Here is a 26128-nt window from a genome sequence, read left to right as displayed (position 1 = left end):
TGGCTGCCGGCGGTACCGATGGCGGTGGTCACGACTGCGTACTCCCAACGGTGGTGGACGGACCGAGGGCGCGTACCGCGGGCAGCAGCACCTCGGCGATCTCCTTCAACTGCGGCTCGGGGTCGAGGGATCCGATCCGTACGACCAGGTGCCGGGCACCGGCGCGGACGTAACCGCCGAGCCACTCGGCGCACTTCTCGGCGCTGCCCCAGCCGTAGGCCTGGATGCCGCTCATCTGCTCCAAGGAGCGGCCGTAGTAGTGGCTGATGTAGTGCTCCAGTTCGGCCTTCGCGGCACTCTCGTCGCGGTTGACCGTGACGGTGGCGTACAGCGCGGGTACGACCGCGTCGGCGCCCCTTCCCGCCTCCTCCGCGAGTTCGGCGATACGGCGGCGGGCGCGGGCGTAGGCGTCGACGTCCGGCAGGAACGGCAGCCAGCCGTCGTAGCGGGTCGCCGCGCGGGCGAGGACCTTGGGGGTGTCGCTGCCGGCGAGCCAGAGGGGCGGGCCGCCGGGGATCGCGGGCGACGGGAGGCGGTCCAAGTGCTCCGCCTGCCAGAACTTCCCCTGGAACTCGCCGGGTTCGCCCTCCTCGCCCGCGTGCCAGGCCGTGCGCCACAGCGCGGCGATCTCGTCCAGGCGGCCGACGCGGCCCTGGAAGGAGGCGCCGACGGAGGCGAACTCCTCCTCGGTCTCCGCCATCGGGAAGCCGGAACCGAGCCCGATGATCAGCCGCCCGGCGGCGACATGGCTGAGACTCGCGACCATGTTGGCGCCGATGAGGGGGTGGCGCAGGGCGGGGGTGAGGGCGGCGGTGCCGACGGAGATGCGGTTCGTGGCGGCCGCCGCGGCCGAGAGTACGACCAAGGGGTCAAGGCGGGGGCGGGCGGTGAGCGAGTCCCCGGCCCACAGGGAGTCGAAGCCGAGCGCTTCCGCCTGGCGGGCGAAGTCGAGCAAGGGGGCTGCCGCGTAGGTGCCGTTGATGGCCTGCTCGCGGGTGGGCAGGAGGATGCCGATCCGTAGTGAAGTCACACTGAGCTCCCGAGTGGGTCCCTGGCCGGTGTCGTCAGCCGCTCCCTCACCGCGCGGCGCAGGATCTTGCCCGAGGGGTTGCGGGGGAGGGATTCGGTGAAGTGGTAGGTGCCCGGGATCTTGTAGTCCGCGATGCGGCCCCGCAGGGACAGCAGGAGTTCCCGGGGTGTGGCGGTCGCGCCGGGCCTGAGGACGACCACCGCGTGCACGCTCTCGCCCCAGCGGTCGTCGGGCAGGCCGACCACGGCCGCGTCGGCGACGGCGGGATGCGCGGCCAGGGCCTTCTCGACCTCGGCCGGGTAGATGTTCTGGCCGGCGACGATGATCGTGTCGTTGATGCGGTCGCACAGGTGGAGGTAGCCGTCCTCGTCGAGGTAGCCGGCGTCGCCCATGTGCAGCCACTCCCCCACCAGCGTGCGGGCGGTGGCGTCGGGAAGGTTCCAGTAGCCGAGCATGCGGGAGGGGGCGCGGACGCAGATCTGGCCGATGGTGCCGGGCGGCACGGTCTCGCCGTCGGGGCCGACCACCTTGATCTCGTTGCCCGGGCAGGGCTTGCCGACCGAGGTGAGCTTGGTGCTGCCGGGGTGGTGGGCCTCGGGCGGCAGGCACACCGCCACGCTGCCGGTCTCGGTGCTGGCGTAGATCTGGGCGAACTCGCAGCCGTACGTCTCCAGGCACTGCTTGAGCAGCGTCTCGGACATGGGCGCCGCGCCGTAGGCGATCTTGCGCAGCGAGGTGAACGCCTCGGGTCCCGCGCCGCGTTCGGCGGCCATCGCCTGGAGCATGGCCGGGGCGGCGAAGGTGGTGGTGACCCGGTGGGCGCGGATGAGGCGTACGGCCTCCTGCGGGTCGAACTGCGGCATGATCACGTTCGTGCCGCCGGCGTTGAAGGTGTGCAGGAACCAGCCGATGCCGGCCACGCCGAAGCCCGGCAGGGAGATCAGGCTGACGTCCTCGGGCAGCCAGTCGATCCACGCCACGCCCTGCTCGCGGCTCGCGTGCGGCAGCGTGAAGAAGCTGCGGTGGGCGAGGACCGCGCCCTTGGGCAGGCCGGTGGTGCCGCTGGTGTAGATCTGGACGACCGCGTCGTCCGGGCCGGTGCCGGGCGTGAGGTCGGTCTCGGGCTGGTCGGCGGCCCAGGCGAGCAGGCCGGCGCCCCGGGCGGGTTCGCCGTCGGTGTCGGTGCCGTCGACCCGGATCACCCTGCGCAGCCCGCGCAGCTGGTGGCGGACGGTGGCGACGGTGTCCCAGAACTCGTCGTCGACGAAGATCAGGGCGGCACCGGAGTCGCGCAGGATGTGGTCGACCTCGCTCGGGGTGAGCCGCCAGTTGACCGGGACGAGGACCGCGCCGGCCTTGGCGCAGGCGATCATCACCAGGTAGTAGGTGGCGGACTCGCGGCCCAGGTAGGCGACCCGGTCGCCGCGCCGGATGCCGCTGGTGTGCAGGGCGTGCGCGGCGCGGTTGCTGTCGCGGTGGAGCTTCTCGTAGGTGGTGACCCGGCCCTCGCAGACGATCGCCGGGTGGTCCGGGCGGCTTCCGGCGTGGGCCCGGGAGGAGTGGTGGAGCGTCCAGCGCTCCCTCGGTATGTCGGTCATGGTGGGTTCCCGTCCCTGGGGGGCGTCCTGTCGAGGACGCCCCCCAGCTCTGTCACGCTGCCGGTACCGGAGCGAGCTGCCCGTCGACGAACTGGGCCAGCGCGCGGACCGTGGGGTGGTCGTGGGTGAGGGAGGCCGGCAGGGGCAGCCGGAAGGTCTGCTCCAGGGCGGCCTTGACCTGCTGGGCCATCAGGGAGTCCAGGCCCAGCGAGACGAACTCGGTGGAGAGGTCCAGCTCGTCGCCCTCCTCCAGGTGCAGGACGGCGGCGACCTTCTCGGTGACCACGCCGGTGACGGCGGCCAGGCGCTCGGCCCCGGGCAGCGCGGCCAGCGCCGTGAGGTCGAGGCCCGTGCCGTCGTCGTCGGCGGCCTGCCGGGCGAGCCGGTCGTAGAACAGGTCGCCGGTGACGCTGCCGGCCACATAGCGGTCCCAGTCGAACTCGCCGACGATCCGCTGGGTGCGCGGTCGGCCCCACAGCCGGGCCAGAGTGTCCAGGGCCCGGGTCGGGGAGAAGAAGCGGACGCCGCTGCGTTCGATCTCCTGGCTGAGGTGGTCCTCCAGGCGGGCCGACATGCCGACCCGGGCCCAGGCGCCCCAGTTGACCGAGAGCCCCGGCACCCCGCGCCGGCCGCGCCACTCGGCGAGGGCGTCGAGCCCGGCGCTGGCGGCCGCGTAGTGGCCCTGGGTGGCGCCGCCGAGGACGGAGGCGATGGAGGAGTAGGTGACGAAGAACTCCAGCTCGGGGAAGGAGGTTTCGGCGGCCTCGTGGAGCAGCCAGCCGCCGTAGGCCTTCGCCGCCAGCTGGGCGTCGATGGACTCCCAGGTCAGCTCGGAGATCAGCTTCTTGTCGTAGGAGCCGGCCGCGTGCACGATCCCGCCGAGCGGGTACGGCCCCGCCGCGAGCTGCCGCACCAGCCGCCCGACGTCCTCCGGGCGGGAGATGTCGGCGCGTACGACGGCGATCTCGGCGTCAGCGGCGAGGTCCGCGAGGACCGGTGAGGCCTCCTCGGTGGCCCGGCCGCTGCGGCTGACCAGGGTCAGGTGCCGGGCGCCGAGGGCGACCAGTTTGCGGGCGGTGACCAGGCCGAGGCCGCCGAGGCCGCCGGTGACCAGGTAGGTGCGGTCGGCACGGAGCCCGGCCGGGCCCTCGTCGACGGGGCCGGTCCGCTCGTCCGCCGGGTCCTCGGGGAGCGTCACCCAGGCGCGTCCGGCCGGGTCGGACAGGGCGGTGCGCAGGGCCTCGCCGGTCTCGTCGAGCCGGAAGCGGGGCGCGGTGTCGTCGGAGCCGGTGGCGTGGACGACGGCGACCGCGGGGACGGTCAGCGTGGAGCGGAAGGTGCCGTCGTGCCGGACGAGGACCTCGTCGCCGGGCGCGAATCCGGTGCCGTCGGCGGCGGCGAGGACCGCGCCACGGGCCAACCGGCCGAGCAGCGGCGGGGGTTCCTCCTCTCCGGCCTCCGCGCCGGCCTCCTCCTCGGCGCGTTCGGCGCGGCCGGTGTCCAGGGCGGTGCGGGCGTCCTCAGCGGTCAGGCCGACGGTGTGCACGCGGACCTGAACCTCGTCGGCGCCCGGCGCCCGGTCGGTGACCGAGGTCAGGGCCAGGTCGGACAGGTCGCCGGAGTCGGGGGCGCGCAGTTCGAAGCCTCCCCCACGCTGGGCTCCTCCCCCACTCTCGGGCTCGCTCGAGCGGGGGGACCCCCACGTCCAGGTGAGGGTCGAGTCACCGGCGAGCAGCCGGCGCACATAGCGGCGGCCGGGGCGGTGGGCGACCTGGTACTCGCCGGGCGGCTCGGCGCGCAACTCGTCGGCGAGCGGGGCCAGGCCGCTGCCCGGGGCGAGGTCGACCAGGGTGGCCCGGTGCTGCGGGTACTCGGTCAGCAGCACCCGGCCGAAGCCCCACAGGGTGGCGGCGCCGAGGTGGCCGCCGTCGCCGGCCGGGTCGCCGGGCAGCCACTGGGCGGCCTCGGTGACCAGCCACAGCCGCGGCGGCCGGGGCGCGCCGGAGCCGTCCAACGCGCCGATCAGGGCGAGGAGTTCGCGGTAGTTGTCCTCGCACTCGGCGCGCAGCCGGCCGGCGGACATCGGCTCGGGACGCCCCCGCCAGACCCGGCAGACGTCGGTAACGGTGGGATCCGCCAGGGCGGCCTTGAGATCGGTGGGGTCGGTGAGGTCGGGCAGCCAGGTGACCTTCAGGCCGGGCTCGGCGGCGAGTTCGGCGGCGCGCGCGGCGGACGGGTCCAGCAGGACCACGTGCCGGGCCGGTGCGTCGTCCCTGGCCGGCAGGGCCCGGCGCACCCAGTCGGGGCGGTGCAGGAACTGGCGCCGTCCGCCGCGGCCCTCCGGGCGGGCCATGCGGACGCCGAGCAGCTCGGCGACCGGGTCGCCGTTCTCCAGCAGCAGCACGTCGGCCAGGCGCCGGTCCTGGTCGCCCCGGACCCGGGCGAGGACGCGCAGGTTCTCGCCGCGCGGCTTGCGGAAGTGCCGTACGGAGGCGATCTCGCGCGGCACGAACACCGGGCCCTCCGGGTCGAGGACGACCAGGGCCTGCACGGCGGCCTCCAGCAGCTCGGCCGGGACGTGCTCGACAGCGGTGGCGTCGCGGCCGGTCAGCTCGCCCGTCACCAGGCCGTCGCCGTGTCGGGCGGCGCGCAGGAGCAGCCGCATCCGGGGGCCCTGGGGGCGGCCGACGGAGGCGAGGTCGGTGTAGATGTCCTCGTCGTCGATGTGCTGGGCGGCCGGGGCGAGGGTGGCGTCCAGCTCGGCCAGCTCGGAGACGGGGACGAGGGGTTCGGGTTCGGCGGCGACGACGGCGGTGGCGTGCAGGTTCTCCTCGCCGCCGACGACGGTGAACACCTCCACCTCGGCGGCGCCGCCGGGCCGGGGCCGCCAGCGGGTGGTCAGCGCGGTCACCGTCTCGGCGGGCAGCTCCAGCGGGGCGAGCAGCCTCAGGTCGCGGACGGCGGAACGGGCGTGGCCCCGGACCGCGTCCTGCACGGCGAGCAGCAGGTCGACGTAGGCGCCGGCGGGCAGCACGGTACGGCCGCCGTCGGCGAGGTCGGCGAGCGCGCCGAGTTCCTCGGTGGTGAACTCTGCGGTGAACTCCCGTACCCCGCTGGCGAACCGCTCCTCGGTGCCGAGCAGCAGGTGGCGGGCGGTGCCGTTGGCGGCGGAGCGGCGGGGCGTGACGGAGGGCAGCCAGTAGCGCTTGCGCTGGAAGGCGTACGTCGGCAGGTCCACCCGGGCCGGGGCGGGGTGGCCGGCGTGGTAGTCGGCCCAGGAGACGGTGAGGCCGGCCGCGTAGTAGTCGGCGAGCGCGGTGAGGGTGGTCGCGGTGGTGGTGTCGCGGCGGCGCAGGCTGGCCAGCCACAGGTGGTCCTCGACGGTGACGCCGCGCCGCGCGAGCGCGGTGAGCCCGGCCTGCGGGCCGATCTCGATCAGGGCGTGCCGGCCGCGCTTGGCGACGGCGCGGATGCCGTCGAGGAAGCGGACGGGTTCGCCGATGTGCCGCACCCAGTAGTCGGGGTCGCCGATCTCGCGGAACCGGGCGAGGCGTCCGGTGACGTTGGAGATCAGGCTGATCTTCGGCTCGTGGAAGGTGATGCCGTCGAGGGCGGCGCGGAAGTCGTCGTAGACCTCGGCCATCAGCGGGGAGTGGAAGGCGTGCGAGACCTTGAGGCGGTCGACACGGACACCCCTGGCCTCCAGGATGCCGACGACCTCGTCCAGCGCGGCCGTGGCGCCCGAGATCACGGTCTGGTCGGGGGCGTTGATCCCGGCGAGCGCCAGGTCCGCGCGGCCCTCGAGCAGGGGGGCGACCTCCTCGACGGGGGCGGCGACTGCGGCCATGCCGCCCTGGGTGCGCACCGCCTGCATCAGCCGGGCGCGGGCGGCGACCAGCGTCACGGCGTCGGGCAGGCTGAACAGTCCGGCGACGGCGGCGGCGACGACCTCGCCGATGCTGTGCCCGATGAGCACGTTCGGGCGCACGCCCCAGGCCAGCCACTGCTGGGCGAGGGCGTACTCCAGGGTGAACAGGGCGGGCTGGGTGTACTCGGTGCGGTCGACGGCGTCGGGGTCGGCGGCGGTGCCGAGCAGCAGCCCGCGCACCGAGCGGCCGAGGTGTTCGGCGAAGAGCCGGTCGCATTCGTCGACGTGGGCGCGGAAGACGGGGAAGGCCCGGTAGAGGGCGGCGCCCATGCCGGCGTACTGGGAGCCCTGGCCGGTGAACATGAAGGCGGTCTTGCGGATGCCGGAGGGTCCCTCGTGCTCGGCCTCGGCGGCCCGGCCGAGGAGCCTCTCCAGGGCGGCGCGGTCGGCGACGGGGGCGGCGACGCGGTAGGGGTGGTGGGCGCGGGTGGTGTTGGCGCTGTGGCAGAGCGCGGAGAGGGAGAGGCCGGGCTGTTCGTCGAGCAGCCGGCGGTATGCGGCGGCCAGTTCGCGCAGGGCGCCGGCGTTCTTCGCGGACAGGGTGAACAGCGGCTCGGCGCCGCCCTCGGAAGGCTGCTCGGCGCCGCCCTCCGAAGCCTGCTCGGCCCGCTCGGGCGCCTGTTCCAGCACGACCGCGCCGATGGTCCCGGCGAACCCGAAGCTGTTGACGACCGCGCGCCGGACCTCGGCCTTCCAGGGCTCGCACGCGGTGGGCACCCGTACCGGATACAGGTCCCAGGGGATGCGCCCCGAGGGGGTGTTCAGGTTGATGTGGGGGTAGATCGTGCCCGCGCGCAGCTGGAGCACGGTCTTGATGACGCCGACGATGCCGGAGGCGGGCTCCATGTGACCCAGGTTGGTCTTCACGGAACCGACCAGCACCGGCCGGTCCTTGGTGTGGGAGTCGACGAACACGTCGCCGATGGCGCCGAACTCGATGGGGTCGCCGAGCGGGGTGCCGGTGCCGTGCGCCTCGACGTACTGGATGTCCTCGGGCGCGAGCCGGGCGGCGGCGAGCGCGCTGCGGATGACCTTCTCCTGGGCGGGGCCGTTGGGCACGGTCAGGCCGGCGCTGTCGCCGTCCTGGCCGACGGCGGTGCCGCGCACCAGGGCGAGGATCCGGTCGCCGTCGCGCTCGGCGTCGGCGAGCCGCTTGAGGACGACGATGCCGCAGCCCTCGGCGCGCGCGTAGCCGTCGGCGGCCTCGTCGAAGGTCTTGCACTGCCCGTCCGGGGACAGCATCTGCGCGTTGGAGAACATCACCGGGATGCGCGGGTGGTGCAGGGCGTTGACGCCGCCGCACAGCGCGATGTCGGTCTCGCCGGCGCGCAGCGCCTGCACGGCCAGGTGCAAGGCGACCAGGGAGGACGAGCAGGCGGTGTCGACGCTCATGCTCGGGCCGCGCCAGCCGAGGAAGTAGGACAGGCGCCCGGACAGCGGGAACATGGTGATGCCGGAGGCGAGATGGCCGTCCAGCTCCTCGTACGGCAGCGCGTCCAGTTCGAGGGCGTAGTCGATGGAGCTGGCGCCGATGTACACACCGCCGTTGCCGCGGCGCAGCGGCGCCGGGTCGATGCCGGCGTGCTCCAGGGCCTGCCAGGCGGTCTCCAGCAGCAGCCGCTGCTGGGGGTCCATGTAGCGGGCTTCCTTCGGGGAGATGTTGAAGAAACCGGCGTCGAACAGGTCGATGCGGTCGAGGAACCCGCCGCCCGAGGCGCGGATCTTGCCCTTGTCGTCGGGCCCTTCGGGGGTGAACGCCTCGACGTCCCAGCGGTCGGTGGGGATCGGGCGGATTCCGCTGCGGCCCTCCCTGAGGAAGGCGTCGAACTCGTCGGGCGAGCCGCTGCCGCCGGGGAACCGCAGCCCGATTCCGACGATCGCGACCGGTTCGGGCGCCTGCTCTGATTCCGTACGCGGCATGGAACGACTCCTCAAGCGTCCTGGATGGCCTGGGTCAGGTGGTCCACGAGGTGGGCGATCGTCGGCTCGTTGAAGAGCACGTTGACGTTGATCGACAGGTCCAGGAGCTGTTCCAGGCTCTGCCGTATCTCGGTCAGCCGCAGCGAGGTGAGGCCGAGGTCGAAATAGCTGACGTCGAGGGGGAGATCCTCGGAATCGTCCATGAGAAGAACGGCCCTGAATTTCTTCAGGACGATTGACTCGATTTCTTCGGCGAGTTCACTGCGCGGCAGATCGCGCAACCGCTGGATCGTGCTGTCGACAGGTGGCATGCCGTCATGCAACCAGCGCCGGCTGACGCCCCGCTGACGGCTCCGAGAGCGCTCCCGTGGCCTGATCGACCCGGTCAGCCGGGTGTCAGCGCGGGGTCAGATTCCGCTGCCAGGCTCGCATTGCTTCAAGAAATCCACACGCCATATCCGAAAGGCTGAAGATGCTTCGCGAAGCCGCGCAGGAGGAGAGTGCTGAGGCACCTTCCGGATTGAAGAGTTACGATCTCTACATCGCGGGCAAGGACGTCGCCGGCGACGGCTGGGTCTACACCGTCAGCGGACGCTCGCTGCTGGAGGACGTGTTCACGAGCGTCAGCCTGAAGCGCTCCCTCGAACAGGACCCGGAGTCAAAGGCCGCCAAGCATCCCTACGTCGTCGGGCGGTGCGCGATCGCGGACGACTCCGCCATCGACCTCGCCACCCAGGCGGCCGCCGCGGCCGCCCCCGACTGGGCGGCCGTGCCGCTGGAGCGGCGGATGCAGCTGGGCACCCGCTTCCGCGAGGAACTGATCAAGCACCAGGACGAGTTCCTGCGCATGCTGGTCGCCGAGTCCCACCCGGTGAAGCTGGCCCGCTGGGAGCTGAGCTGCCTGCTGCAGATCTACGCCCCGGGCTCCCTGCGCTGGTACCTGAAGCAGATGCGGGTCGAGAAGGAGTACAACGGCCGCACGCTGATCCTGCACCGCCAGCCGGACGGCGTGGTCGCCTTCAACCCGCCGCAGAACGCCCCGCTGCCCAGCGCCGCCCTGTGCGTGCTGGCGCTGATGGCCGGCAACGCGGTCGTGGTGCGGGCGCCGCGCAGCATCGCGCTGTCCACCATGTGGCTGCTGCGGGACGTCGTCGCCCCGCTGCTGGAGGAGGTCGACGCGCCGGCCGGTGTGCTCAACGCGGTGTGCTCCAACCCGAAGCAGACCATGGACCGCTGGATCGCCGACCCGCTGATCGACGACATCTTCTACATCGGCGGCAGCCAGGAGGGCCTGCGCTTCGAGCAGAGCTGCGTGGCGCACGGCAAGAAGCCGATCCTCGAACTCGCCGGCAACGACGGCATCGTGGTGTGGAAGGACGCCGACGTGAAGTGGGCCGCCGAGGCCATCACCGAGGCGTTCTACGGCTCCGGGCAGATCTGCATGGTGCCCAACTACGTGCTGGTCCACCCCGAGGTCGCCGAGCCGCTGATCGCCGAGGTCAAGGAGCAGGTCAAGGGCATCAAGCCGGGCCTGCCCGAGGAGGAGGACGTGCTGCTGTCACCGGTCAGGCGCAGCGAGCGGTTCTTCCGGCTGCTGCGGCAGGCCCTGGACAACGGCGCCGAGCTGGTCACCGGCGGCAACCGCACCGAGGTCGACGGCACCGTCTCCGAGACGGGCGTCTTCCTGCAGCCGACGGTGGTACGGGTGGACGGCCTGGACCGGGCCCGGACGTACGACGTGGTCCGCGAGGAGACGTTCTTCCCGCTGATCCCGATCGTGGTCGCCGAACGCGACAACGACGACGCCCTGCTGGAGGCCTTCCTGCAGTTCGTCAACAGCAACGACTACGGGCTGCGCAACTCCCTGTGGTCGCGCTCGGACCACGTCATCGAGACCTTCGTGCGCCGCGTCGTCAACGGCGGTCTGCTGAAGGTCAACGACTCCCACATCGGCTTCCTGCCGTACCTGCCGAGCCACGGCGGCACCGGCCGCACCGGCGGCGCCTTCGGCGAGGCCAACTACCCGATGCTCAAGACCTCCCACGTCCAGGGGGTCAGCATCGCCCGCGATGTGAGCCCGTACGACGCGGTCTTCGGCGCCTGATCACACCCCGATCCTGCGGAGGTTTCCCGTGCGTTCCCTCGATGCCGCCCGGACCGTGTGCGAGCGGTTCCACCCCGGACTGCTCAAGGAGCTGGAGCAGATTCCGTACGCCGAGCGGGAGAAGCCCGGCAGCCCGGTGATCGACCTGTTCCGCATCCACGGCGGGGTCGGTCTGCTGATACCCGAGGCCTACGGCGGCCACGGCGCGGCCCCGCTGGAGGCGCTGCGGGTGCAGCTGGCCCTCGGCGCGCTGTCGCCGTCGCTCGTCGCGGCCGTCTCCATGCACCACTTCACCGCCGCCATGCTGTACTCGCTGGCGGTCAAGGCGGGCCGGCTCACCGACGAGCAGACCGAGCTGCTGCACCGGATCGTGCCCGACCAGCAGGTGATGGCCTCCGGCTGGGCCGAGGGCCGGACCGCGCAGAACATCCTGAAGCCTGCCGTGACCGCCCGCCCGGTGGAGGGCGGGTTCCTGCTGTCCGGCTCGAAGAAGCCGTGCAGCCTGTCCCGTTCGATGAGCCTGCTCACCGCGTCCATCGCCATCCACGGCGAGGACGGCGGCGAACCGGAGCTGGCGCTCGCGCTGGTCCCGGCCGACGCGCCCGGCATGTCCGTGCACGACTTCTGGGGCAACGGCCTGCTGGCCGGCGCGGAGAGCGACGAGGTGCGCCTGGAGGACGTGTTCGTCCCGGCCGGGATGGTCGTCCGGGCCGGCGCCGACGACCCGACCCGCCTCGACGATCTGCAGTCGGCCGGGTTCGTCTGGTTCGAGATGCTGATCTCCGCCGGGTACGCGGGCTCCGCCGCCGCCCTGGTGGAGCAGGTGCTGGAGCGCAAGCGGGGCGGCGCCGAGGAACGGGCGGCTCTCGCCGTCGACATGGAGGCCGCGCTCGCCCTGCTGGAGGGCGTCGCCCGCGGGACCGGGCCGGAGCCCGGCGACGAGGAGTCGGTGGCGCGGGTGCTGGTCGCTCGGTACGCGGTGCAGAACGCGATGCCGGGCATCGTGGCCCGGGCGCTGGAGCTGCTGGGTGGGCTGGACTTCATCAGCAGCTCGGCCAGTGCGCAGGTCGCTGCCGCTACTCGTGCCCTGGCTTTCCACCCGCCGTCTCGCATCGCCGCCGCGGAGCCGCTGCTGGCGTATTTCGGCGGGGGGCCGCTGGTTCTGGCGTAGAGCTCGGCCGGCTGAGCTGAGTGGGCGACTGCGGGCCGTCTGTGGCTGGTCGCGCCGTTCCCCGCGCCCCTTACGGGGCGCTGCACCCCACCGACCTTATGACCGACCCCTCTTTGGAGTGAGCGACACGTGACCGTCATCCAGGATTCGCCGGCGCCGGCGACTGCCGTCGACGAGGCCGAGATCCTCAACCTCTACCGCGCCCATCTCAGCAAGGGACGGGCCACGCTTGCCGAGCTGTTCGGCAGTCATATGGAGGTGGCGTCCGAGGGCGCCTGGCTCACCACCAGTGACGGTGAGCGCTTCCTGAACGCGGGTGGCTACGGCGTGTTCATCATGGGCGCCCGCCACCCGATCGTCATGGAGGAGGTGGAGCGCCAGCTGCGCACCCACCCCACCGCCACCCGCATCCTGCTGGAGCCGACGGTGGCCCGCGCCGCCGAGGCCCTGGTGTCCGTACTGCCGCCGGGACTCGACCGGGTGCACTTCGCGCTGTCCGGCGCCGAGGCGGTGGAGACCGGTCTGAAGCTGGCCCGCGCGGGCGGCTTCAAGCGCACGATCTCGATGCGGGGCGGCTACCACGGCAAGACGCTGGGCGCCCTGTCGGCGACCGCGAAGGACGTCTACCAGGCGCCGTTCCGCCCGCTCGTGCCCGACTTCCTGCACCTGCCGTTCGGTGACGCCGACGCCCTGGAGGCGGAACTGCGGGCGCACCCGGGCGAGGTGTGCGTGATCCTGGAGCCGGTGCAGGGCGAGGGCGGGGTCGTCGTTCCGCCGAAGGGCTACCTCAAGCGGGTCGAGGAACTGGTCCGCGAGTACGAGGGCTTCCTGATCCTCGACGAGGTGCAGTCCGGGTTCGGGCGGCTCGGCGAGTGGTGGGGCGCCGACATCGAGGGCGTCGTCCCCGACGTCCTGCTCACCGGCAAGGCGCTCGGCGGCGGGGTGATGCCGGTGTCGGCGGCCGTCGCCACCCGCAAGGCGTTCCGCCCCTTCGACAAGGACCCCTACGTCCACACCGCCACCTTCTCCGGGCAGCCGGTGCTGATGGCCGCGGTGCAGGGCGCGATCCGGGCCGTCAAGGAGGAGCGCCTGGTCACCCGGGCCATGGACCTCGGCGCCCGGCTGCTGCCGCGGATCGCGGAGGTCGCCCACCGCAACATCCCCGAGCTGGTCGTGGACGTGCGCGGCCGGGGCCTGCTCATCGGCGTGGAGCTCGTGGAGGCCGGCCTGGCCGGCGAGCTGCTGATCGAGCTGTTCAACCACGGCGTGGTCGCCAACCACTCCATGAACGGCAGCTCGGTGGTGCGGTTCACCCCGCCCGCCGTGCTGGACGACACCGACGTGGACTTCCTCGTCAACTCCTTCGACCTGGCCACCCGCGACCTCATCAAGGGCGCGGCCAAGATGCCGGAAGGCGGTAACTGATCGTGCGGCACGTCGAACTCGATGCCCTGATACCCGCGGAGCAGGCCGAGACGGTCCTGCACGCCGTACGGCGCTGGGAGCGGTACCCGGACCTCGCGCCCCACGTCAACGCGACCACCGTGCACGCCTCCTACCCCGACCCCAAGGCCTCCTCCAGCTGGGAGCTGCACTTCCGCAGCGGCCTGCTGCGCTGGACGGAGGACGACACCGTGCTGCCGGAGGCCGGCGAGATCCGCTTCGAGCAGTCCGACGGCGACTTCGACTCCTTCACCGGGACCTGGTCGATCCGGCAGGACGGCGCCGACGTCGCCGTCCGCTTCGACGCCGACTTCGACTTCGGCATCCCGAGCCTGGAGGGCATCCTCGACCCGATCGCCGAGCGGGTCATCAAGGAGACCGTCGCCTGGGCGCTGACCGGGCTGTTCCCGGCCGTGCGCATCCAGGGCGGCATCGAACTGACCACGCCCGCCGCGGTCGGCGCCTAGCGGACGCCGAGGAGCTGACCATGGACCAGGCGAACCCCTTCGAGACACCGCGCACCTACTCGCTGCACCGCGCCGAGTACCTGGTGGGCCTCGCCGTCACCACCGGCATGATCGTCTACCACTTCGGTGACATCCGCTGGCTGCCGGCGCTCGGACTGTTCCTCTACATCGACCTGATCGGCTACATCCCCGGTGCCGTCGCGTTCAAGAAGAGCGGCGGCCGGCCGATCCACAAGGCGTACTACGTCCTCTACAACGTCATGCACAGCCTCATCACGCAGGGCGCGGTGGCCGCGCTGTGGTGCTGGCTGGTGAAGCCGGAGTGGGCGCTGCTGGTGCTGCCGTTCCATCTGTTCGGCGACCGCGGCCTGTTCGGCAACTTCATGAAGTCCTTCGCGCTGCCCTTCGAGCCGGTGCGCCAGGAGGGCTATCTGCGGCTGCTGGACGACCTGGGCCTGCCCCACCCCAAGCCGGTCGGGCACGCCATGGACCCGGTGCCGGTCGGGCACGTCCCGGCGCGTCCGGTCGTACGGGAGACGGAGGCCGTGCGATGACCACCGCCACGGACGTACGACGTCCCGTCCGGCAGGACCCGGCCGAACGCCGCCGCGCCCTCTACCACTTGGCCTCCCCCGTCTCCGTCCTGACCACCGGCCCCGAGGACCGCATGCACGGGACGACCGCCAGCACGGTCACCCTGGTCTCCCGCTCGCCCCTGCTCGTCGGGGTCGTGCTGCGGGAGGGCTCGTCGTTCGCCCGGCTGGCGGCCGCCGAGGGCCGGTTCGCGATCAACGTGCTGGGCGGCGACCAGGCCGGCGTGGCCCGCCGGTTCGCGGACAGCTCCCGGCCCGACGGCGACGCGGCCTTCGCGGGCCTGGCCTGGACGGCGGACCGGTACGCGCACGCCCCGCTGATCGCGGGCGCGCTCGCCCACTACGTCTGCCGGTTCCACTCCGCGCACGCGGCGGGCGACAGCGAACTGCTGCTCGGCTACGTCGTCCGCGCCACCGCCGACGACGGGCTCCCGCTGTTCAGCTACGCCGGCGGGCTGTACGCCGGCTCCCTGCGCCCCGTGAAGGAGGCCGCCGCGTCATGACCGGTACGTCGTCACCCGTTGCACCCGAGGCGGACTGGGACAAGGCACCCGGTCTGCTGGACGGCGCGAAGGAACTCACCCTCGGCCCCGAGGAGTGCGACCTCGCCTACTGGATCACCTCGGTGGCCCAGGGCACGCTGCGCGACCGCGGGGTGACCGGCCACCACGAGAGCGCCCTCACGCCCGGCTTCCTGAAGGCGCCCGGCCCGCTGCGCGAGGCGCTGGTGCTGGAGTTCGGCTTCCGTGCCCTCGCGGAGGAGCTGGCCACCCGGCTGCTCGGCCACTACGTCTCCATCGCGCCCGGCATCCCGCAGATGGAGTTCTACGCCACCCAGCTGATCGACGAGGCCCGGCACGCCCGGGTGTTCCGCCAGCACCTGGTGGAGCTGGGCATCCCGGCGAGCACCCTGCTCAAGGACATCGACGCGATGGCCCGGGACTACCGCAAGCGGGTCCTGGACCCGGTGGTGGACTTCACCCTGGACATCGTCCGCGACCAGGCCGACTTCCCCGGCGGGGTCGCCGTGTTCGCCATCATCATCGAGGGCGTGCTCGCCCCGGCGGCCGAGCTGAGCGAGCGCAAGTGGACGCCGCTGTCCCCGGCGACCGGCGAGATCTCGCGCGGCACCGCGATCGACGAGATCCGCCACCTCACCGTGGCCAGCACCATCCTGCGCGACCACGTCGTCGAGTTCCCGGAGTACAAGCCGCGGCTGCTGGAGATCCTGCGCTCGGGCGTGAAGCTGTGGGACGAGATCCCGGACCGGGAGTTCGTCATCCACCGCGAGGAGCTGTTCCAGGAGGGCATGTTCGAGTATGCCGACCTGATCGGCGACTACGAGGTCTGGCCGGGCGTCCGGCTCCTCGACACCACCCCAGAGCAGCGCTACGACATGGCCGAGCAGTGGACCGACGAGATGGCCGAGGTCCGCATGGCGTACATGGGCCTGCCCGTCGAGGTCCTCGCCTCGGAGGCCGGCGCATGAGCGGCGGGCGGGCAGCGGTCGTCACGGGCATCGGGTCGTACGTCCCGCCCAACGTGGTGACCAACGCCGACCTGGCCGCCCGCCTCGACACCTCGGACGACTGGATCCGCACGCGCACCGGCATCGCCGAGCGCAACGTGATCTCCCCGGGCACCTCCACCGGCGACCTGGCGGTGGAGGCGGGCCTGAGGGCGCTGAAGTCGGCGGGTGACGAGCGGGTGGGGGCGGTGGTGCTGGCCACCACCACCCCGGACCAGCCGTGCCCGGCGACCGCGCCGCAGGTCGCCGCGCGGCTGGGGCTCGGGCAGGTGCCCGCTTTCGACGTGGCGGCCGTGTGCTCCGGGTTCCTGTACGGGCTCGCCTCGGCCGCCGGGCTCATCGCGGCCGGGATCGCGGACCGGGTGCTGCTGATCGCGGCGGACGCCTTCACCACGATCGTCGACCCCGGGGACCGCACCACCGCCGTGATCTTCGCGGACGGTGCGGGCGCGGTCGTGCTGCGCGCCGGCTCGGCCGGTGAGCCCGGGGCGATCGGCCCGCTGGTGCTCGGCAGCGACGGCGAGCTGAGCCATCTCATCGAGGTCCCGGCGGGCGGCTCCCGGCAGCGGTCCACGGACCGGCCCGCCGCCCCGGAGGACCACTACTTCCGGATGCTCGGCCGGGACACCTACCGGCACGCGGTGGAGCGCATGACCGCCGCGTCCGCCGAGGCCGCCGAGCGGGCCGGCTGGCGTCTGGACGACGTCGACCGGTTCGTGGCCCACCAGGCCAACGCCCGGATCCTGGAGGCCGTCTCGGACCGGCTCGGCATCGCCGCCGAGGGGCGGCTGAGCAACATCGCGCGGGCCGGCAACACCGGCGCCGCCTCGATTCCGCTGCTGCTCGCCGAGGCCACCGCCGAGGGCCGGCTCGCGGCGGGCCACCGGGTGCTGCTCACCGCGTTCGGCGGAGGCCTGTCCTGGGGCGCCGCCACCGTCGTCTGGCCGGAGCTGCAGACCATCTGACCGACCGTCAGCCAATCGGACCGACCCGCCGATCCATCGGTACGCGAGGCGCGTACACCTTCGAAAGGAACCGACATGCTGGAGCAGCTCAAGGAAATCCTGTCCAACAAACTCAAGGTGTCGCCCGAGGCCATCACCCCGGAGGCCACCCGGGAGGACATCGAGCTGGACTCGCTCGCCGTGGTGGAGCTGTCGCTGCTGCTGAAGTCCGAGCTGGACCTGGACATCAGCGACGACGACCTCCTGGAGGCCGAGACCGTGGCCGACATGGTCGCGCTCATGGAGGAGCGGAGCGCGAAGGTCTGATGGCCGGCATGGACATAGCCGTCACCGGGCTCGGCCTGGTCACCCCGGGCGGTATCGGGGTCGGGCCGAGCTGGGCGGCGGTCTGCGACGGCAGGCCGGCCGCCGCCCTCGATCCGGTGCTGGCGGACAACCCCGTACAGATCTCCTGCCGGGTGCCCGGCTTCGACCCCGAGACCCTGCTGAGTGCGCGGCGCGCGCACCGCCTGGACAGGTTCGTGCAGTTCGCGCTCGTCGCCGCGCACGAGGCGGTGGCCGACGCGGGCCTCGACCCGCAGACCTGGGACGGCGCGCGGGTGGGTGTGGTGCTGGGCTGCGCCGACGGCGGTCCGGGCACGGTCGAGGACCAGCACCATGTGCTGCGCGAGCAGGGCGCCGACCGGGTGTCGCCGCTGCTGCTGCCCATGCAGCTGCCGAACATGCTGGCCGGTCAGACGGCCATCGAGTTCGGGGCGACCGGACCGAACCTGGTGGTGGCCACCGCCTGCGCCTCGGGCGCGACCGCCATCGGGACCGCGCGGGACCTGCTGGCGCTCGGCCGGTGCGACATCGTGCTGGCCGGCGGCAGCGAGGCCATGATCACCCCGCTGGTCATGGCCGGGTTCGCGCAGATGGGCGCGCTGTCGAAGCGGCACGACGATCCGGCGGCCGCCTCCCGCCCGTTCGACGTGGACCGGGACGGGTTCGTCGCCGGGGAGGGCGCCGGGATCCTCGTGATGGAGCGGGTCGCGGACGCCCGCGCGCGGGGGGCGCACGTGCACGGCCGGATCATCGGGTACGGCGCGACGGCCGACGCGCATCACGTGACGTCGCCGCATCCGGAGGGTGCGGGGATCGAGGCGGCGGTGCGGGCGGCTCTCGCCGATGCTGGCGCCGATCCGGACGACGTGCAGCACGTGAACGCGCACGGTACGTCGACGCCGCTCAACGATCTGTCCGAGGCGCGGATGATCCAGCGGACCCTGCGTGGGGATCCGCTGGTCACCTCCACGAAGGGAGTCACCGGGCACCTGCTGGGCGCCGCCGGCGCGGTCGAGGCCGCGTTCGCTGTGCTCAGCGTGGAGCACGAGCTGATTCCGCCCGTCGCCAACCTGGTCATGCCCGATCCCCGGATCGAGGTCAAGTTGGCCCAGACCGCTACCGAGATGCCGATCGATCTGGCACTGAGCAATTCGCTCGGATTCGGTGGGCAGAACACGGCACTGGCGATCGCTCCCGCCTGACGCAGTACGACGCCAGCGCCAGACAGCCGTCCGTCGGTCCTCCGCGGGCGGCTGTTGCACGTCTCCCTCCCCAACCTCTTTGAGCAGCCCAGGAGTTCTCCATGTCCACCAGCGGTTCTCCACCCCGGGCCGGTCGGCTCGGTACCGGTCACATCCTCTTCCTGATCGTCGCCGCCGCGGCCCCGCTCTCCGCCATGGTCGGCACCGTTCCGCTCGCGTTCGCCTTCGGTGACGGAGCCGGTGTGCCCGCGGCGTTCCTCTTCGCCGGGGTCACCCTGCTGTTCTTCTCGGTCGGCTACGCGGTGAGCGCCCGCCGCACCGGAGGCTCCGGTGGCTTCTACGCCTCCGTGGCCGACGGACTCGGCCGCCCTCCCGCGGTCGCCGCAGGCTATGTCGCCCTGCTCTCCTACAACTGCGCGACCATCGGCCTCGCCGGCGCCCTCGGCTACTTCACCCACCTGGTCTTCGCCGCCCATGGGCTGACGGTGTCGTGGGAGTGGTGCGCGGCCGTGGGGCTGGTGCTGACGGCGGTGCTCGGGTACCGGGAGATCGCGCTCAGCGCCCGGGTGCTGGCGCTGCTGATGCTCGGCGAGATCGGCGTGCTGGCCGCGCTGGACGTGGCGATCCTCGTCCGGCACGGGGTGCACGCACTGCCCGCGGCCTCGTTCTCCCCGCATGTCGCGGCGGGGCACGGGGTCGGGGTCTCGCTGATGTTCGCGTTCGTGTCGTTCATCGGGTTCGAGTCGGCCGCCCTGTACGGCAAGGAGGCCAGGGATCCGCGGCGCAGTGTGCCCCGGGCCACCTACGCGGCCGTCGTGCTGATCGCCGGGTTCTACGCCCTCACCAGCTGGCTGGCGGTCGGCGCGGTCGGCAGCGACCGGGTGCGCGAGGTCGCCGGCAAGCAGATGGGTGACCTGTTCTTCGTACTGGGCGACGACTTCCTCGGCAAGACGGGCAGCACCGGGCTCCAGGTCATGCTCTGCACCAGCCTGTTCGCTGCGACGCTGGCCCTGCACAGCGCCGCCAACCGGTACGCCCAGGTGCTCGCCAAGGACGGGCTGCTGCCGGGCGGTCTGGCCGCCGAACACCCCCGGCACCGCTCCCCGCACCGGGCCAGCCTCGCGCAGAGCGCGCTGACAGTGGTGGTCGTGGGCGGGTTCGCCCTCGCGGGGCTGGATCCGTACGCCGATCTGACCACCAGCATGCTGGGCCTCGGCACCCTGGGCATCGTCGCCCTGCAGGCGCTGGCCGCGCTGGCCGTGCTCGGGCCCCGGCTGCGCGGCGGGGGCGGCCACTGGTGGCGGGAGACGGTCGCCCCGCTGCTGGGCTTCGCCGGGCTGGCCGCCTCGGTGTGGCTGGTGGTCGGCAACTTCGACATGCTCACCGGTTCCCCGTCCAGGGTGATCGCCGCCCTGCCGTGGCTGCTGCCGCTGGTCGCCCTGGGCGGTCTGCTGTACGCGGCCCGGCTGCGCGCGGCCCACCCCCTGCGCTACCGCCGCCTCGGCACCCGGCACATCGCGGCTGTCGTACCGGAGCAGTCGCCCGCCTCCTCCCCCGCCCTGTCAGGAGACCGCCATGCATGACCCCAACGAGCTGATCGAGGCCGGTCCGGACGCCGTACGACGCCTGGCCCGCCGCCGCCACGACCTCGACCTGGACGCCCTGCGCACCGCGCTGGGCGCCCGCTCGGCCACGCAGGCCGAGGTGACCCGGCTGCGCACCGAGCTGAACCGCACCGCCAAGGCCCGCCGCTCCGGCCCGCCCACCGAGGCGGAGAAAGAGGCCGCCCGGGCGCTGCGCGCCGAGGTGCAGCGGGCGGAGGGCGCCGCCCGCACGGCCGCCGGTGCGCTGACGGAGCTGCTGCTCGGCATCCCCAACCTCCCGCTGGACACGGTCCCGGACGGCGACTCGGAGAAGGAGGCGGTGGAGATGCGGCGGGGTGGTCCGGCCCCGCGCCCCTCGGCCGGCGCCCGGCACCACGCGGAGATCGGCGAGGCCCTCGGCATCCTCGACTCCCCCGCGGCGGCCCGGCTGTCCGGCGCCCGGTTCAGCGTCTCGCACGGCGCCGGGGCCCGGCTGGAACGGGCCCTCGGTGACTTTCTCCTCGATCTGCACACCCGCGAGCACGGCTACACCGAGCAGTCGGTGCCGTTCCTGGTCGGCCGGGACACGATGACGGGAACCGGGCAACTGCCCAAGTTCGAGGAGGATCTGTTCCGCACCCAGGTCGGTGACCGGGAGCTGTTCCTGATCCCGACCGCCGAGGTGCCGCTGACCAACCTGGTGGCCGGACAGCTCCTGGACGCGCGGAGCCTGCCGTACGCGTTCACCGCCCGCACCCCCTGCTTCCGGGCGGAGGCGGGGGCGTACGGCCGGGACACCCGGGGTGTGCTGCGGCTGCACCAGTTCGAGAAGGTGGAGCTGGTGCGGATCTGCGCGCCGGAGGAGGCCCAGGCGCAGCTGGAGCTGATGGTCGCGCACGCCGAGGAGTGCCTGCGCCGACTCGAACTGTCCTTCCGTACCGTGCTGTTGCCCGCCGGGGACATGGGCTTCTCGGCCCGGATGACGTACGACATCGAAGTCTGGCTCCCCGGCGGCGGCTCCTACCGCGAAATCTCCTCGGTCTCCGACTGCGGCACCTTCCAGGCCCGCCGCGCCGACATCCGGGTCAGGGGGGCCGACGGCCGCAAGACGCCGGCGGCCACCCTGAACGGCTCGGCGCTCCCGATCGGCCGCACGGTGGCCGCGCTGCTGGAGCAGGGCGTCCAGGAGGACGGATCGGTGGCCCTGCCCGAGGCGCTGGTGCCGTACACCGGCTTCCGGCGGATCCTCCCGGGCGGGGCGACCGAGTAACTCACGGACTCGGGACGTGAGTTCAGGTTGTCGGACCGCGGCGCGTCACAGCGCCGCGGTCGTCCCCTCCCCGGACGCGCTGCCCGCGAGCCACTCGTCCCAGCCCAGGTTGAAGGCGGCGTAGCCGTTGTCGGCCGGGGCCTTGGCGCGGGACGAGCCGGTGATGGTGACGGGGTCGCCCTGCTTGACCTGGCCGTAGAACCACTTGGCGTCCGACATGGACAGGTGGACACAGCCGTGCGAGCCGCGGGCGCTGCCGCTGCCCGGATTGGGGTCGCCGGTCGAGTAGTGCACGTACGTGCCGGACTGGGTCAGGTGGACGTCCCAGGGCAGGGTCAGGTCGTAGTAGTTGGGGCTGCCCTTGTCGCAGCTGATGCCGACGCTGCAGGAGGTCATGTGGACCTTCTCCTGCTTGTCGATGACGGCCATCGTGCCGTTCCAGGTCGGGTACTGGGGGCTGCCCGCGTTGATCGACAGGGTGCGCACCAACTGGCTGTTCCGGGTCACCTTCATGGTGTGGCCGGTCACCGAGACGTCCGCGCGCACGTCGTCGCCGATCTTGAAGGTGTGCGTGTAGCTGTGCACGCCGTAGCGTCCGTTGCCGTTGCTGACGCCCGTCATGTCGGCGTCGATCTTCACCGTCGTGCCGGAGGGCCAGTACGTCTTCGGCCGCCAGTCGGCGCGCCTGTCGCCGAACCAGTGCCAGGCGCCGACCACCGGCTGGGAGGCGCTCACCTTCATGTGCTTCTCGACCGTGGCCCGGGCCTTCGCCGCGACCGGGTTCGTGAAGACCACCGAGATCGGCATGGCCACGCCGACCGTGGACCCCGTCTGCGGGGTGATCGTGTCCAGCAGCATCGGCGGGCCCGCGGGCTTCTTCTTCGTCGGTGACGGAGAGGCGCTCGCACCCGGCTTGCCCGGCGCCTTCGCGTCGTCCCCGCCCGCCTTGTCGCTGCCGCCCCCGCCGCAGGCACTCACGCTCACCAGCATCGCACCCGTGACGAGTACGACCCCTATGCCGCCCTTGCGCCGTCCCACGCCCCGCCCCGTTCTCTCGCTCCTCGGCCCTGACGGGCCCGACTCCCTGTCAGACAGTGAAGATGTGGGTCGCGGTTGCATGCATCGTGTAAAGCGTGCTCCAAAACACGGTGCACATCCCCGGTACCGGCCGACTGATCACGGGGACGGCGCGTCGGGCCAGCGCCTTCGGACTTCGGAGCGGACGGCGTCGAGGAACTCGGCAGGCGGTCCGTAAAGGTGATCGACGATGTAGTGGATGATCAGGTTCGGGGCGACGTAGAGCACTCCGTCGTCCGAAACAGCCCTGATCTCGGCATGGCCGCCCGGCCCGTACCCGGGCACGCTCAAGAACCCGCAGTCCGGCCGCTGTCTCGCCGACCTCAAGAGCGACCGCGACCCGCGCACCCGGGTCGTCATCTGGGACTGCATGAACATCGCCGACCAGAAGTGGGCCGCGACCAGCGGCAATGTGCTGCCCGCTCCCCAGCCGGTGCTCCCGGTCGGCGTCGGTGAGCAGGACTACCCGACCGCCGCCTCCCCGGGCGACGTGCAGGGCACCGGATTCCCCGCGCTGTACGCGGCCTCCCGGTCGGGCCGGATGATCGAGTACCCGGGCGCCGCGGCCGACGGCGGGCTGGCGCAGTTCACCGCCCCGGTGAACATCGGCCATGTCCACCGGCCTGCCGACTGGTGGAAGCTGGACGGCACCGCGGACAGCGTCCGCCCGGACAACGGCCTCACCCTGAACGGCGGCGCCACCGTGACGGCCGACGCCTCACGGGGCGGTGCGCTGGCTCTCAACGGCAGCACCGGCTACGCGGCCACCTCGGGTCCCGTGCTCGACACCAGCCGCAGCTACACCGTCTCGGCCTGGGCCGACCTGAGCAGCCTGACCGCGAATTCCAGCTTCGTCTCGCAGTCCGGCAGCAACGCCAACGGCCTCCAGCTGTACTACTCCAGCGGTAAGCACGCCTTCGCCTTCGGCCACGCGCACGCGGACGACACCGAGGGCGCCTTCACCAGCGCTTACGGGCCCACCACCGGGGCGCAGAGCCCGAAGACCAACACGTGGTTCCACCTGGTGGGTGTCTTCGACGCCGACACGCAGCAGTTGCGTCTCTACGTCAACGACGACCTGGCCGCCACCGCCTCCTACGAGGGCACGGTCTGGAAGGCGACCGGGCCGCTGCAGATCGGACGCCGGATCGCCGAGGGCCGCTACGGGGAGTACACCGCAGGCAAGATCGCCGACGTGCAGCTCTTCACCGAGGCCCTCACCCCGGGCGGGGTCGTCTCGCTCGGCAGGAACCGCCCCGTTCCCACCCAGCTCTCCTGAGTCCTGGGGTTGACCGCACGGCGGCCCGCCGTCCCCGGCGAGGGGGCGGCGGGCCGTCCGCGCTCATGCTCGACTCCCGCCCACTGCGGTCGGTCGCTCACGCGCCCATCATGTGCACCCCGCCGTCCACGTGCACGATCTCGCCCGTGGTGCGCGGGAAGAAGTCCGACAGCAGGGCGACGACCCCGCGGGCGGCCGGATCCGGGTCGGTGAGGTCCCAGCCGGCCGGGGCCCGGTCGGTCGTCCAGACGTCGGCGAGCCGCGCGAAACCGGGGATGGACTTGGCGGCCATGGAGCGCAGCGGTCCGGCCGCGACGAGGTTGCAGCGGATGCCGCGGCCGCCGAGGTCGCGGGCGAGGTAGCGGCTGGTGGACTCCAGGGCGGACTTGGCGACGCCCATCCAGTCGTAGTGCGGCCAGGCGACCGTCGCGTCGAAGGTGAGGCCGACGACCGAGCCGCCGCGCCGCTCCAGCAGGGGCAGGCAGGCCGTGGTGAGGGACTTCAGGGAGTACGCCGAGACGTGCACGGCCGTCGAGACGTCGTCCCAGGTGCCGTCCAGGAAGGAGAAGGCGCCCTGGGGGCCGTAGGCGATGGAGTGCACGACGCCGTCGAGGGAGTCGACGTGCGCGCCGATGCGCTCGGCGAGGGTGTCCAGGTGGCCCTGGTCGGTCACGTCCAGCTCGATGACGGGGGCGGGCTTGGGCAGGCGGGCCGCGACCCGCTCGATGAGGGTGAGCCGGCCGAAGCCGGTCAGCAGGACCTCGGCGCCCTCCTCCTGGGCGGTGCGGGCCACGTGGAAGGCGATGGAGGCGTCGGTGACCACCCCGGTCACCAGGATCCGCTTGCCGGCGAGGATGCCGCTCATGCCGCGGGCACCCCCTTGGGCAGTCCGCTGACCAGCGGCGAGTCGTGGTCCTGGGGGCCGAGGGCGCTGCCGCCGCCGGGCGCGCCGAGGGCGGCGAAGAAGTCGGCGTTGGAGGCCGCGTGGTCGTCGCCCCACTCCTCGGGCAGGTCGTCCTGGAAGTAGACGGCGTCGACCGGGCACACCGGTTCGCAGGCCCCGCAGTCCACGCATTCGTCCGGATGGATGTACAGGGCGCGGCGGCCCTCGTAGATGCAGTCCACGGGGCACTCGTCGACGCAGGAGCGGTCCTTGACGTCGACGCAGGGCAGTCCGATGACGTAGGCCATGCTCAACTCCTCGTGTTCACGGGTACGGTCACTCGACCGGGGTGCCGGTGGTGCGCTCGCCGAGGGTCAGCACGGTGCCGGCGAGGACGGCCATGGCGGCGGCGATGACGCCGAACAGGGCGCCCGGGCCGCGCGCCTCCAGGACGGGCAGCAGCACGAACGGCAGGGCGGCGGCGCTGAGTTTGGACAGCGAGTAGGCGGCGCCGGAGGCGGTGGCCCGGATCGGGGTGGGGTACTGCTCGGACAGGTAGACGTGCGAGACGCTGGAGAAGACGTTGCTGCAGAGGGTGTAGGCGAAGCCGCAGGCGACGATCAGTGCGGCCGAGCCGGCGTAGGCGAAGCCGAGTCCGGCCACGACCATCGCGCCGGCCGAGAGGGCGACCAGGGTGCGGCGCTCGACGCGGTCGACGACGGGCAGGGCGAGGGCGGAGCCGACCGGGTAGCCGAGGAAGGACAGGGCGGTGAAGCCGAGGCCGGCGACGATGCCGTAGCCCTTGGCGGCGACGATCTGCGGGGCGAGGGTGCCGAAGCCGTAGTAGCCGACGACCGACAGGACGCAGAACAGCCAGAGCACGAGGGTGCGGCGGAGCATGCCGGGCCGCAGGACGTCCCGCAGCCGCGCGTTCTCGGCGGCCGGGCGGGGTCCGGCGGGTGCGGGGCCGGCGGGTGCGGGGCCGGCGGGTGCGGGCGGTTCCAGGGGCAGTCCGCGGCCGGCCGCCTCCGTCTCCATCCGGGACACCAGGTCCTCGGCCTCCGCCGTCCGGCCGGTGGCCGCGAGCCAGCGCGGGGACTCGATCAGCTGCCGGCGCAGCACCCAGACGACGGCCGAGCCGAGCGCGCCGAGCACGAACAGCCAGCGCCAGCCGGCCACGCCCAGCGGGGTCAGCGGCACCAGCCACAGGGCGGCGAAGCCCACCGCGGGCACGCCGCAGAAGGCGAGGGTGTACGCCCAGGCGATGAACCGGCCGCGCTTCTTGGCGGGCAGCACGTCGGCCAGGTAGCAGTCGGACAGGGCCTGTTCGGCGCCGATGCCGATCCCGGCGAGGAACCGGGTGGCGATCAGCCAGGTGGCGTTCGGGGAGAAGGCGCCGAGCAGGGAGAAGACGGAGTAGATGGCGAGGTTGACCAGGAAGGCCCGGCGCCGGCCGAACCGGTCGGCGATCCGGCCGAGCGTCAGGGATCCGATGAACTGGCCGACGAACACGGAGGCCAGGACGAGCTTGAGCGAGGTCGTGCCGAAGCCGAAGTCGCTCTGGAGCACCTTGCCGATGGTGCCCGACAGGTTGTTCTCGAAGGTGTCGAAGAACAGGCCGACGCCGATGACCGCGGTGAGTCTGCGGTGCAGGGGAGTGATCGGCATGCGGTCCAGGCGGACACCGATCGGGGCGGGAGCGGTGACACCGCCCGCCGCCGCGGTGGTCTGGGACATGGGGCTGGCTCCTTGGGGCGGGCGGA

General features: G+C 72.6%; 22 protein-coding genes. 13 read left to right on the top strand and 9 right to left on the bottom strand.

Going from position 1 to position 26128, the window contains the following annotated elements:
- Window positions 1-28 precede the first annotated feature (28 nt).
- The 4 genes from ABZ865_RS00530 to ABZ865_RS00515 are packed head-to-tail and all read right to left on the bottom strand — an operon-like array spanning window position 29 to window position 8787.
- The gene (locus ABZ865_RS00530; protein ID WP_361221958.1) at window positions 29-1030 is read right to left on the bottom strand and encodes an LLM class flavin-dependent oxidoreductase; all 1002 of its coding nucleotides are present in this window, start codon (window positions 1028-1030) and stop codon (window positions 29-31) included.
- Complete coding sequence (locus tag ABZ865_RS00525) at window positions 1027-2628, bottom strand: fatty acid--CoA ligase (RefSeq protein WP_361221956.1); 1602 nt, start codon at window positions 2626-2628, stop codon at window positions 1027-1029. The genes ABZ865_RS00530 and ABZ865_RS00525 overlap by 4 nt, the downstream gene beginning before the upstream one ends.
- Window positions 2629-2680: 52 nt before the next feature.
- Window positions 2681-8476 carry an SDR family oxidoreductase gene (locus ABZ865_RS00520; protein WP_361221954.1) on the bottom strand — a complete coding sequence of 1932 codons (5796 nt, stop codon included), beginning with the start codon at window positions 8474-8476 and terminating at the stop codon, window positions 2681-2683.
- Between the two features lie 11 nt (window positions 8477-8487).
- Window positions 8488-8787 carry an acyl carrier protein gene (locus ABZ865_RS00515; protein WP_100828788.1) on the bottom strand — a complete coding sequence of 100 codons (300 nt, stop codon included), beginning with the start codon at window positions 8785-8787 and terminating at the stop codon, window positions 8488-8490.
- Between the two features lie 161 nt (window positions 8788-8948).
- Between ABZ865_RS00515 and ABZ865_RS00510 the strand changes: the two genes are divergently transcribed.
- The 12 genes from ABZ865_RS00510 (at window position 8949) to serS (ending at window position 21126) form a co-directional block, all read left to right on the top strand.
- Window positions 8949-10580: an aldehyde dehydrogenase family protein gene (locus ABZ865_RS00510; RefSeq protein ID WP_361221951.1), complete on the top strand. Its 1632-nt coding sequence runs from the start codon at window positions 8949-8951 to the stop codon at window positions 10578-10580.
- Window positions 10581-10608: 28 nt separating this feature from the next.
- A complete protein-coding gene (locus ABZ865_RS00505; RefSeq protein WP_361221949.1) occupies window positions 10609-11751 on the top strand; it encodes an acyl-CoA dehydrogenase family protein in 1143 nt (380 codons plus the stop codon).
- 129 nt (window positions 11752-11880) lie between these two features.
- The gene (locus ABZ865_RS00500; RefSeq protein WP_361221947.1) at window positions 11881-13176 is read left to right on the top strand and encodes an aspartate aminotransferase family protein; all 1296 of its coding nucleotides are present in this window, start codon (window positions 11881-11883) and stop codon (window positions 13174-13176) included.
- Between the two features lie 2 nt (window positions 13177-13178).
- Window positions 13179-13661 (top strand): SRPBCC family protein, encoded by a 483-nt coding sequence (locus tag ABZ865_RS00495; protein ID WP_361221945.1) that lies wholly within the window; start codon window positions 13179-13181, stop codon window positions 13659-13661.
- Window positions 13662-13681: 20 nt separating this feature from the next.
- Window positions 13682-14215, top strand: coding sequence for a hypothetical protein (locus ABZ865_RS00490; protein ID WP_361221943.1), 534 nt, complete (start codon window positions 13682-13684; stop codon window positions 14213-14215).
- Window positions 14212-14757, top strand: coding sequence for a flavin reductase family protein (locus tag ABZ865_RS00485; protein WP_361221941.1), 546 nt, complete (start codon window positions 14212-14214; stop codon window positions 14755-14757). The genes ABZ865_RS00490 and ABZ865_RS00485 overlap by 4 nt, the downstream gene beginning before the upstream one ends.
- Window positions 14754-15743, top strand: coding sequence for a VlmB-like protein (locus ABZ865_RS00480; RefSeq protein ID WP_361221939.1), 990 nt, complete (start codon window positions 14754-14756; stop codon window positions 15741-15743). Before ABZ865_RS00485 ends, ABZ865_RS00480 begins: the two co-directional genes overlap by 4 nt.
- Window positions 15740-16747 (top strand): beta-ketoacyl-ACP synthase III, encoded by a 1008-nt coding sequence (locus ABZ865_RS00475; RefSeq protein WP_361221936.1) that lies wholly within the window; start codon window positions 15740-15742, stop codon window positions 16745-16747. The genes ABZ865_RS00480 and ABZ865_RS00475 overlap by 4 nt, the downstream gene beginning before the upstream one ends.
- A gap of 75 nt (window positions 16748-16822) precedes the next feature.
- Window positions 16823-17053, top strand: coding sequence for a phosphopantetheine-binding protein (locus tag ABZ865_RS00470; RefSeq protein ID WP_100828779.1), 231 nt, complete (start codon window positions 16823-16825; stop codon window positions 17051-17053).
- Window positions 17053-18273: a beta-ketoacyl-[acyl-carrier-protein] synthase family protein gene (locus ABZ865_RS00465; RefSeq protein WP_361221934.1), complete on the top strand. Its 1221-nt coding sequence runs from the start codon at window positions 17053-17055 to the stop codon at window positions 18271-18273. The genes ABZ865_RS00470 and ABZ865_RS00465 overlap by 1 nt, the downstream gene beginning before the upstream one ends.
- Window positions 18274-18374: 101 nt before the next feature.
- Window positions 18375-19856: an APC family permease gene (locus ABZ865_RS00460; RefSeq protein WP_361221931.1), complete on the top strand. Its 1482-nt coding sequence runs from the start codon at window positions 18375-18377 to the stop codon at window positions 19854-19856.
- Complete coding sequence (gene serS / locus ABZ865_RS00455; RefSeq protein WP_361221929.1) at window positions 19849-21126, top strand: serine--tRNA ligase; 1278 nt, start codon at window positions 19849-19851, stop codon at window positions 21124-21126. The genes ABZ865_RS00460 and serS overlap by 8 nt, the downstream gene beginning before the upstream one ends.
- A 45-nt stretch (window positions 21127-21171) precedes the next feature.
- Here the strand turns inward: serS and ABZ865_RS00450 are convergent, their stop codons facing one another.
- Entirely contained in the window at window positions 21172-22116 is a 945-nt protein-coding gene (locus ABZ865_RS00450; RefSeq protein ID WP_361224260.1) for a L,D-transpeptidase, read from the bottom strand.
- A gap of 186 nt (window positions 22117-22302) precedes the next feature.
- The gene (locus ABZ865_RS00445; protein ID WP_361221927.1) at window positions 22303-22494 is read right to left on the bottom strand and encodes a hypothetical protein; all 192 of its coding nucleotides are present in this window, start codon (window positions 22492-22494) and stop codon (window positions 22303-22305) included.
- A gap of 79 nt (window positions 22495-22573) precedes the next feature.
- Between ABZ865_RS00445 and ABZ865_RS00440 the strand changes: the two genes are divergently transcribed.
- On the top strand, window positions 22574-23482 hold the full coding sequence (locus tag ABZ865_RS00440) for a LamG domain-containing protein (protein WP_361221925.1): 909 nt from the start codon (window positions 22574-22576) through the stop codon (window positions 23480-23482).
- 97 nt (window positions 23483-23579) lie between these two features.
- Here the strand turns inward: ABZ865_RS00440 and fabI are convergent, their stop codons facing one another.
- Genes fabI through ABZ865_RS00425 form a run of 3 tightly spaced genes read right to left on the bottom strand, consistent with a single transcriptional unit; the run spans window position 23580 to window position 26102 of the window.
- Complete coding sequence (fabI, locus tag ABZ865_RS00435) at window positions 23580-24347, bottom strand: enoyl-ACP reductase FabI (protein WP_361221923.1); 768 nt, start codon at window positions 24345-24347, stop codon at window positions 23580-23582.
- On the bottom strand, window positions 24344-24673 hold the full coding sequence (gene fdxA / locus ABZ865_RS00430) for a ferredoxin (RefSeq protein WP_361221921.1): 330 nt from the start codon (window positions 24671-24673) through the stop codon (window positions 24344-24346). Before fdxA ends, fabI begins: the two co-directional genes overlap by 4 nt.
- Window positions 24674-24701: 28 nt before the next feature.
- Complete coding sequence (locus ABZ865_RS00425) at window positions 24702-26102, bottom strand: MFS transporter (protein ID WP_361221919.1); 1401 nt, start codon at window positions 26100-26102, stop codon at window positions 24702-24704.
- Window positions 26103-26128 lie beyond the last annotated feature (26 nt).

Source organism: Streptomyces sp. NPDC047085 (assembly GCF_040643735.1).
Taxonomy (GTDB): Bacteria; Actinomycetota; Actinomycetes; order Streptomycetales; family Streptomycetaceae; genus Streptomyces.
The sequence above is the reverse complement of the archived record's forward strand: the minus strand, read 5'-3'. Positions and strand labels throughout refer to the sequence as shown.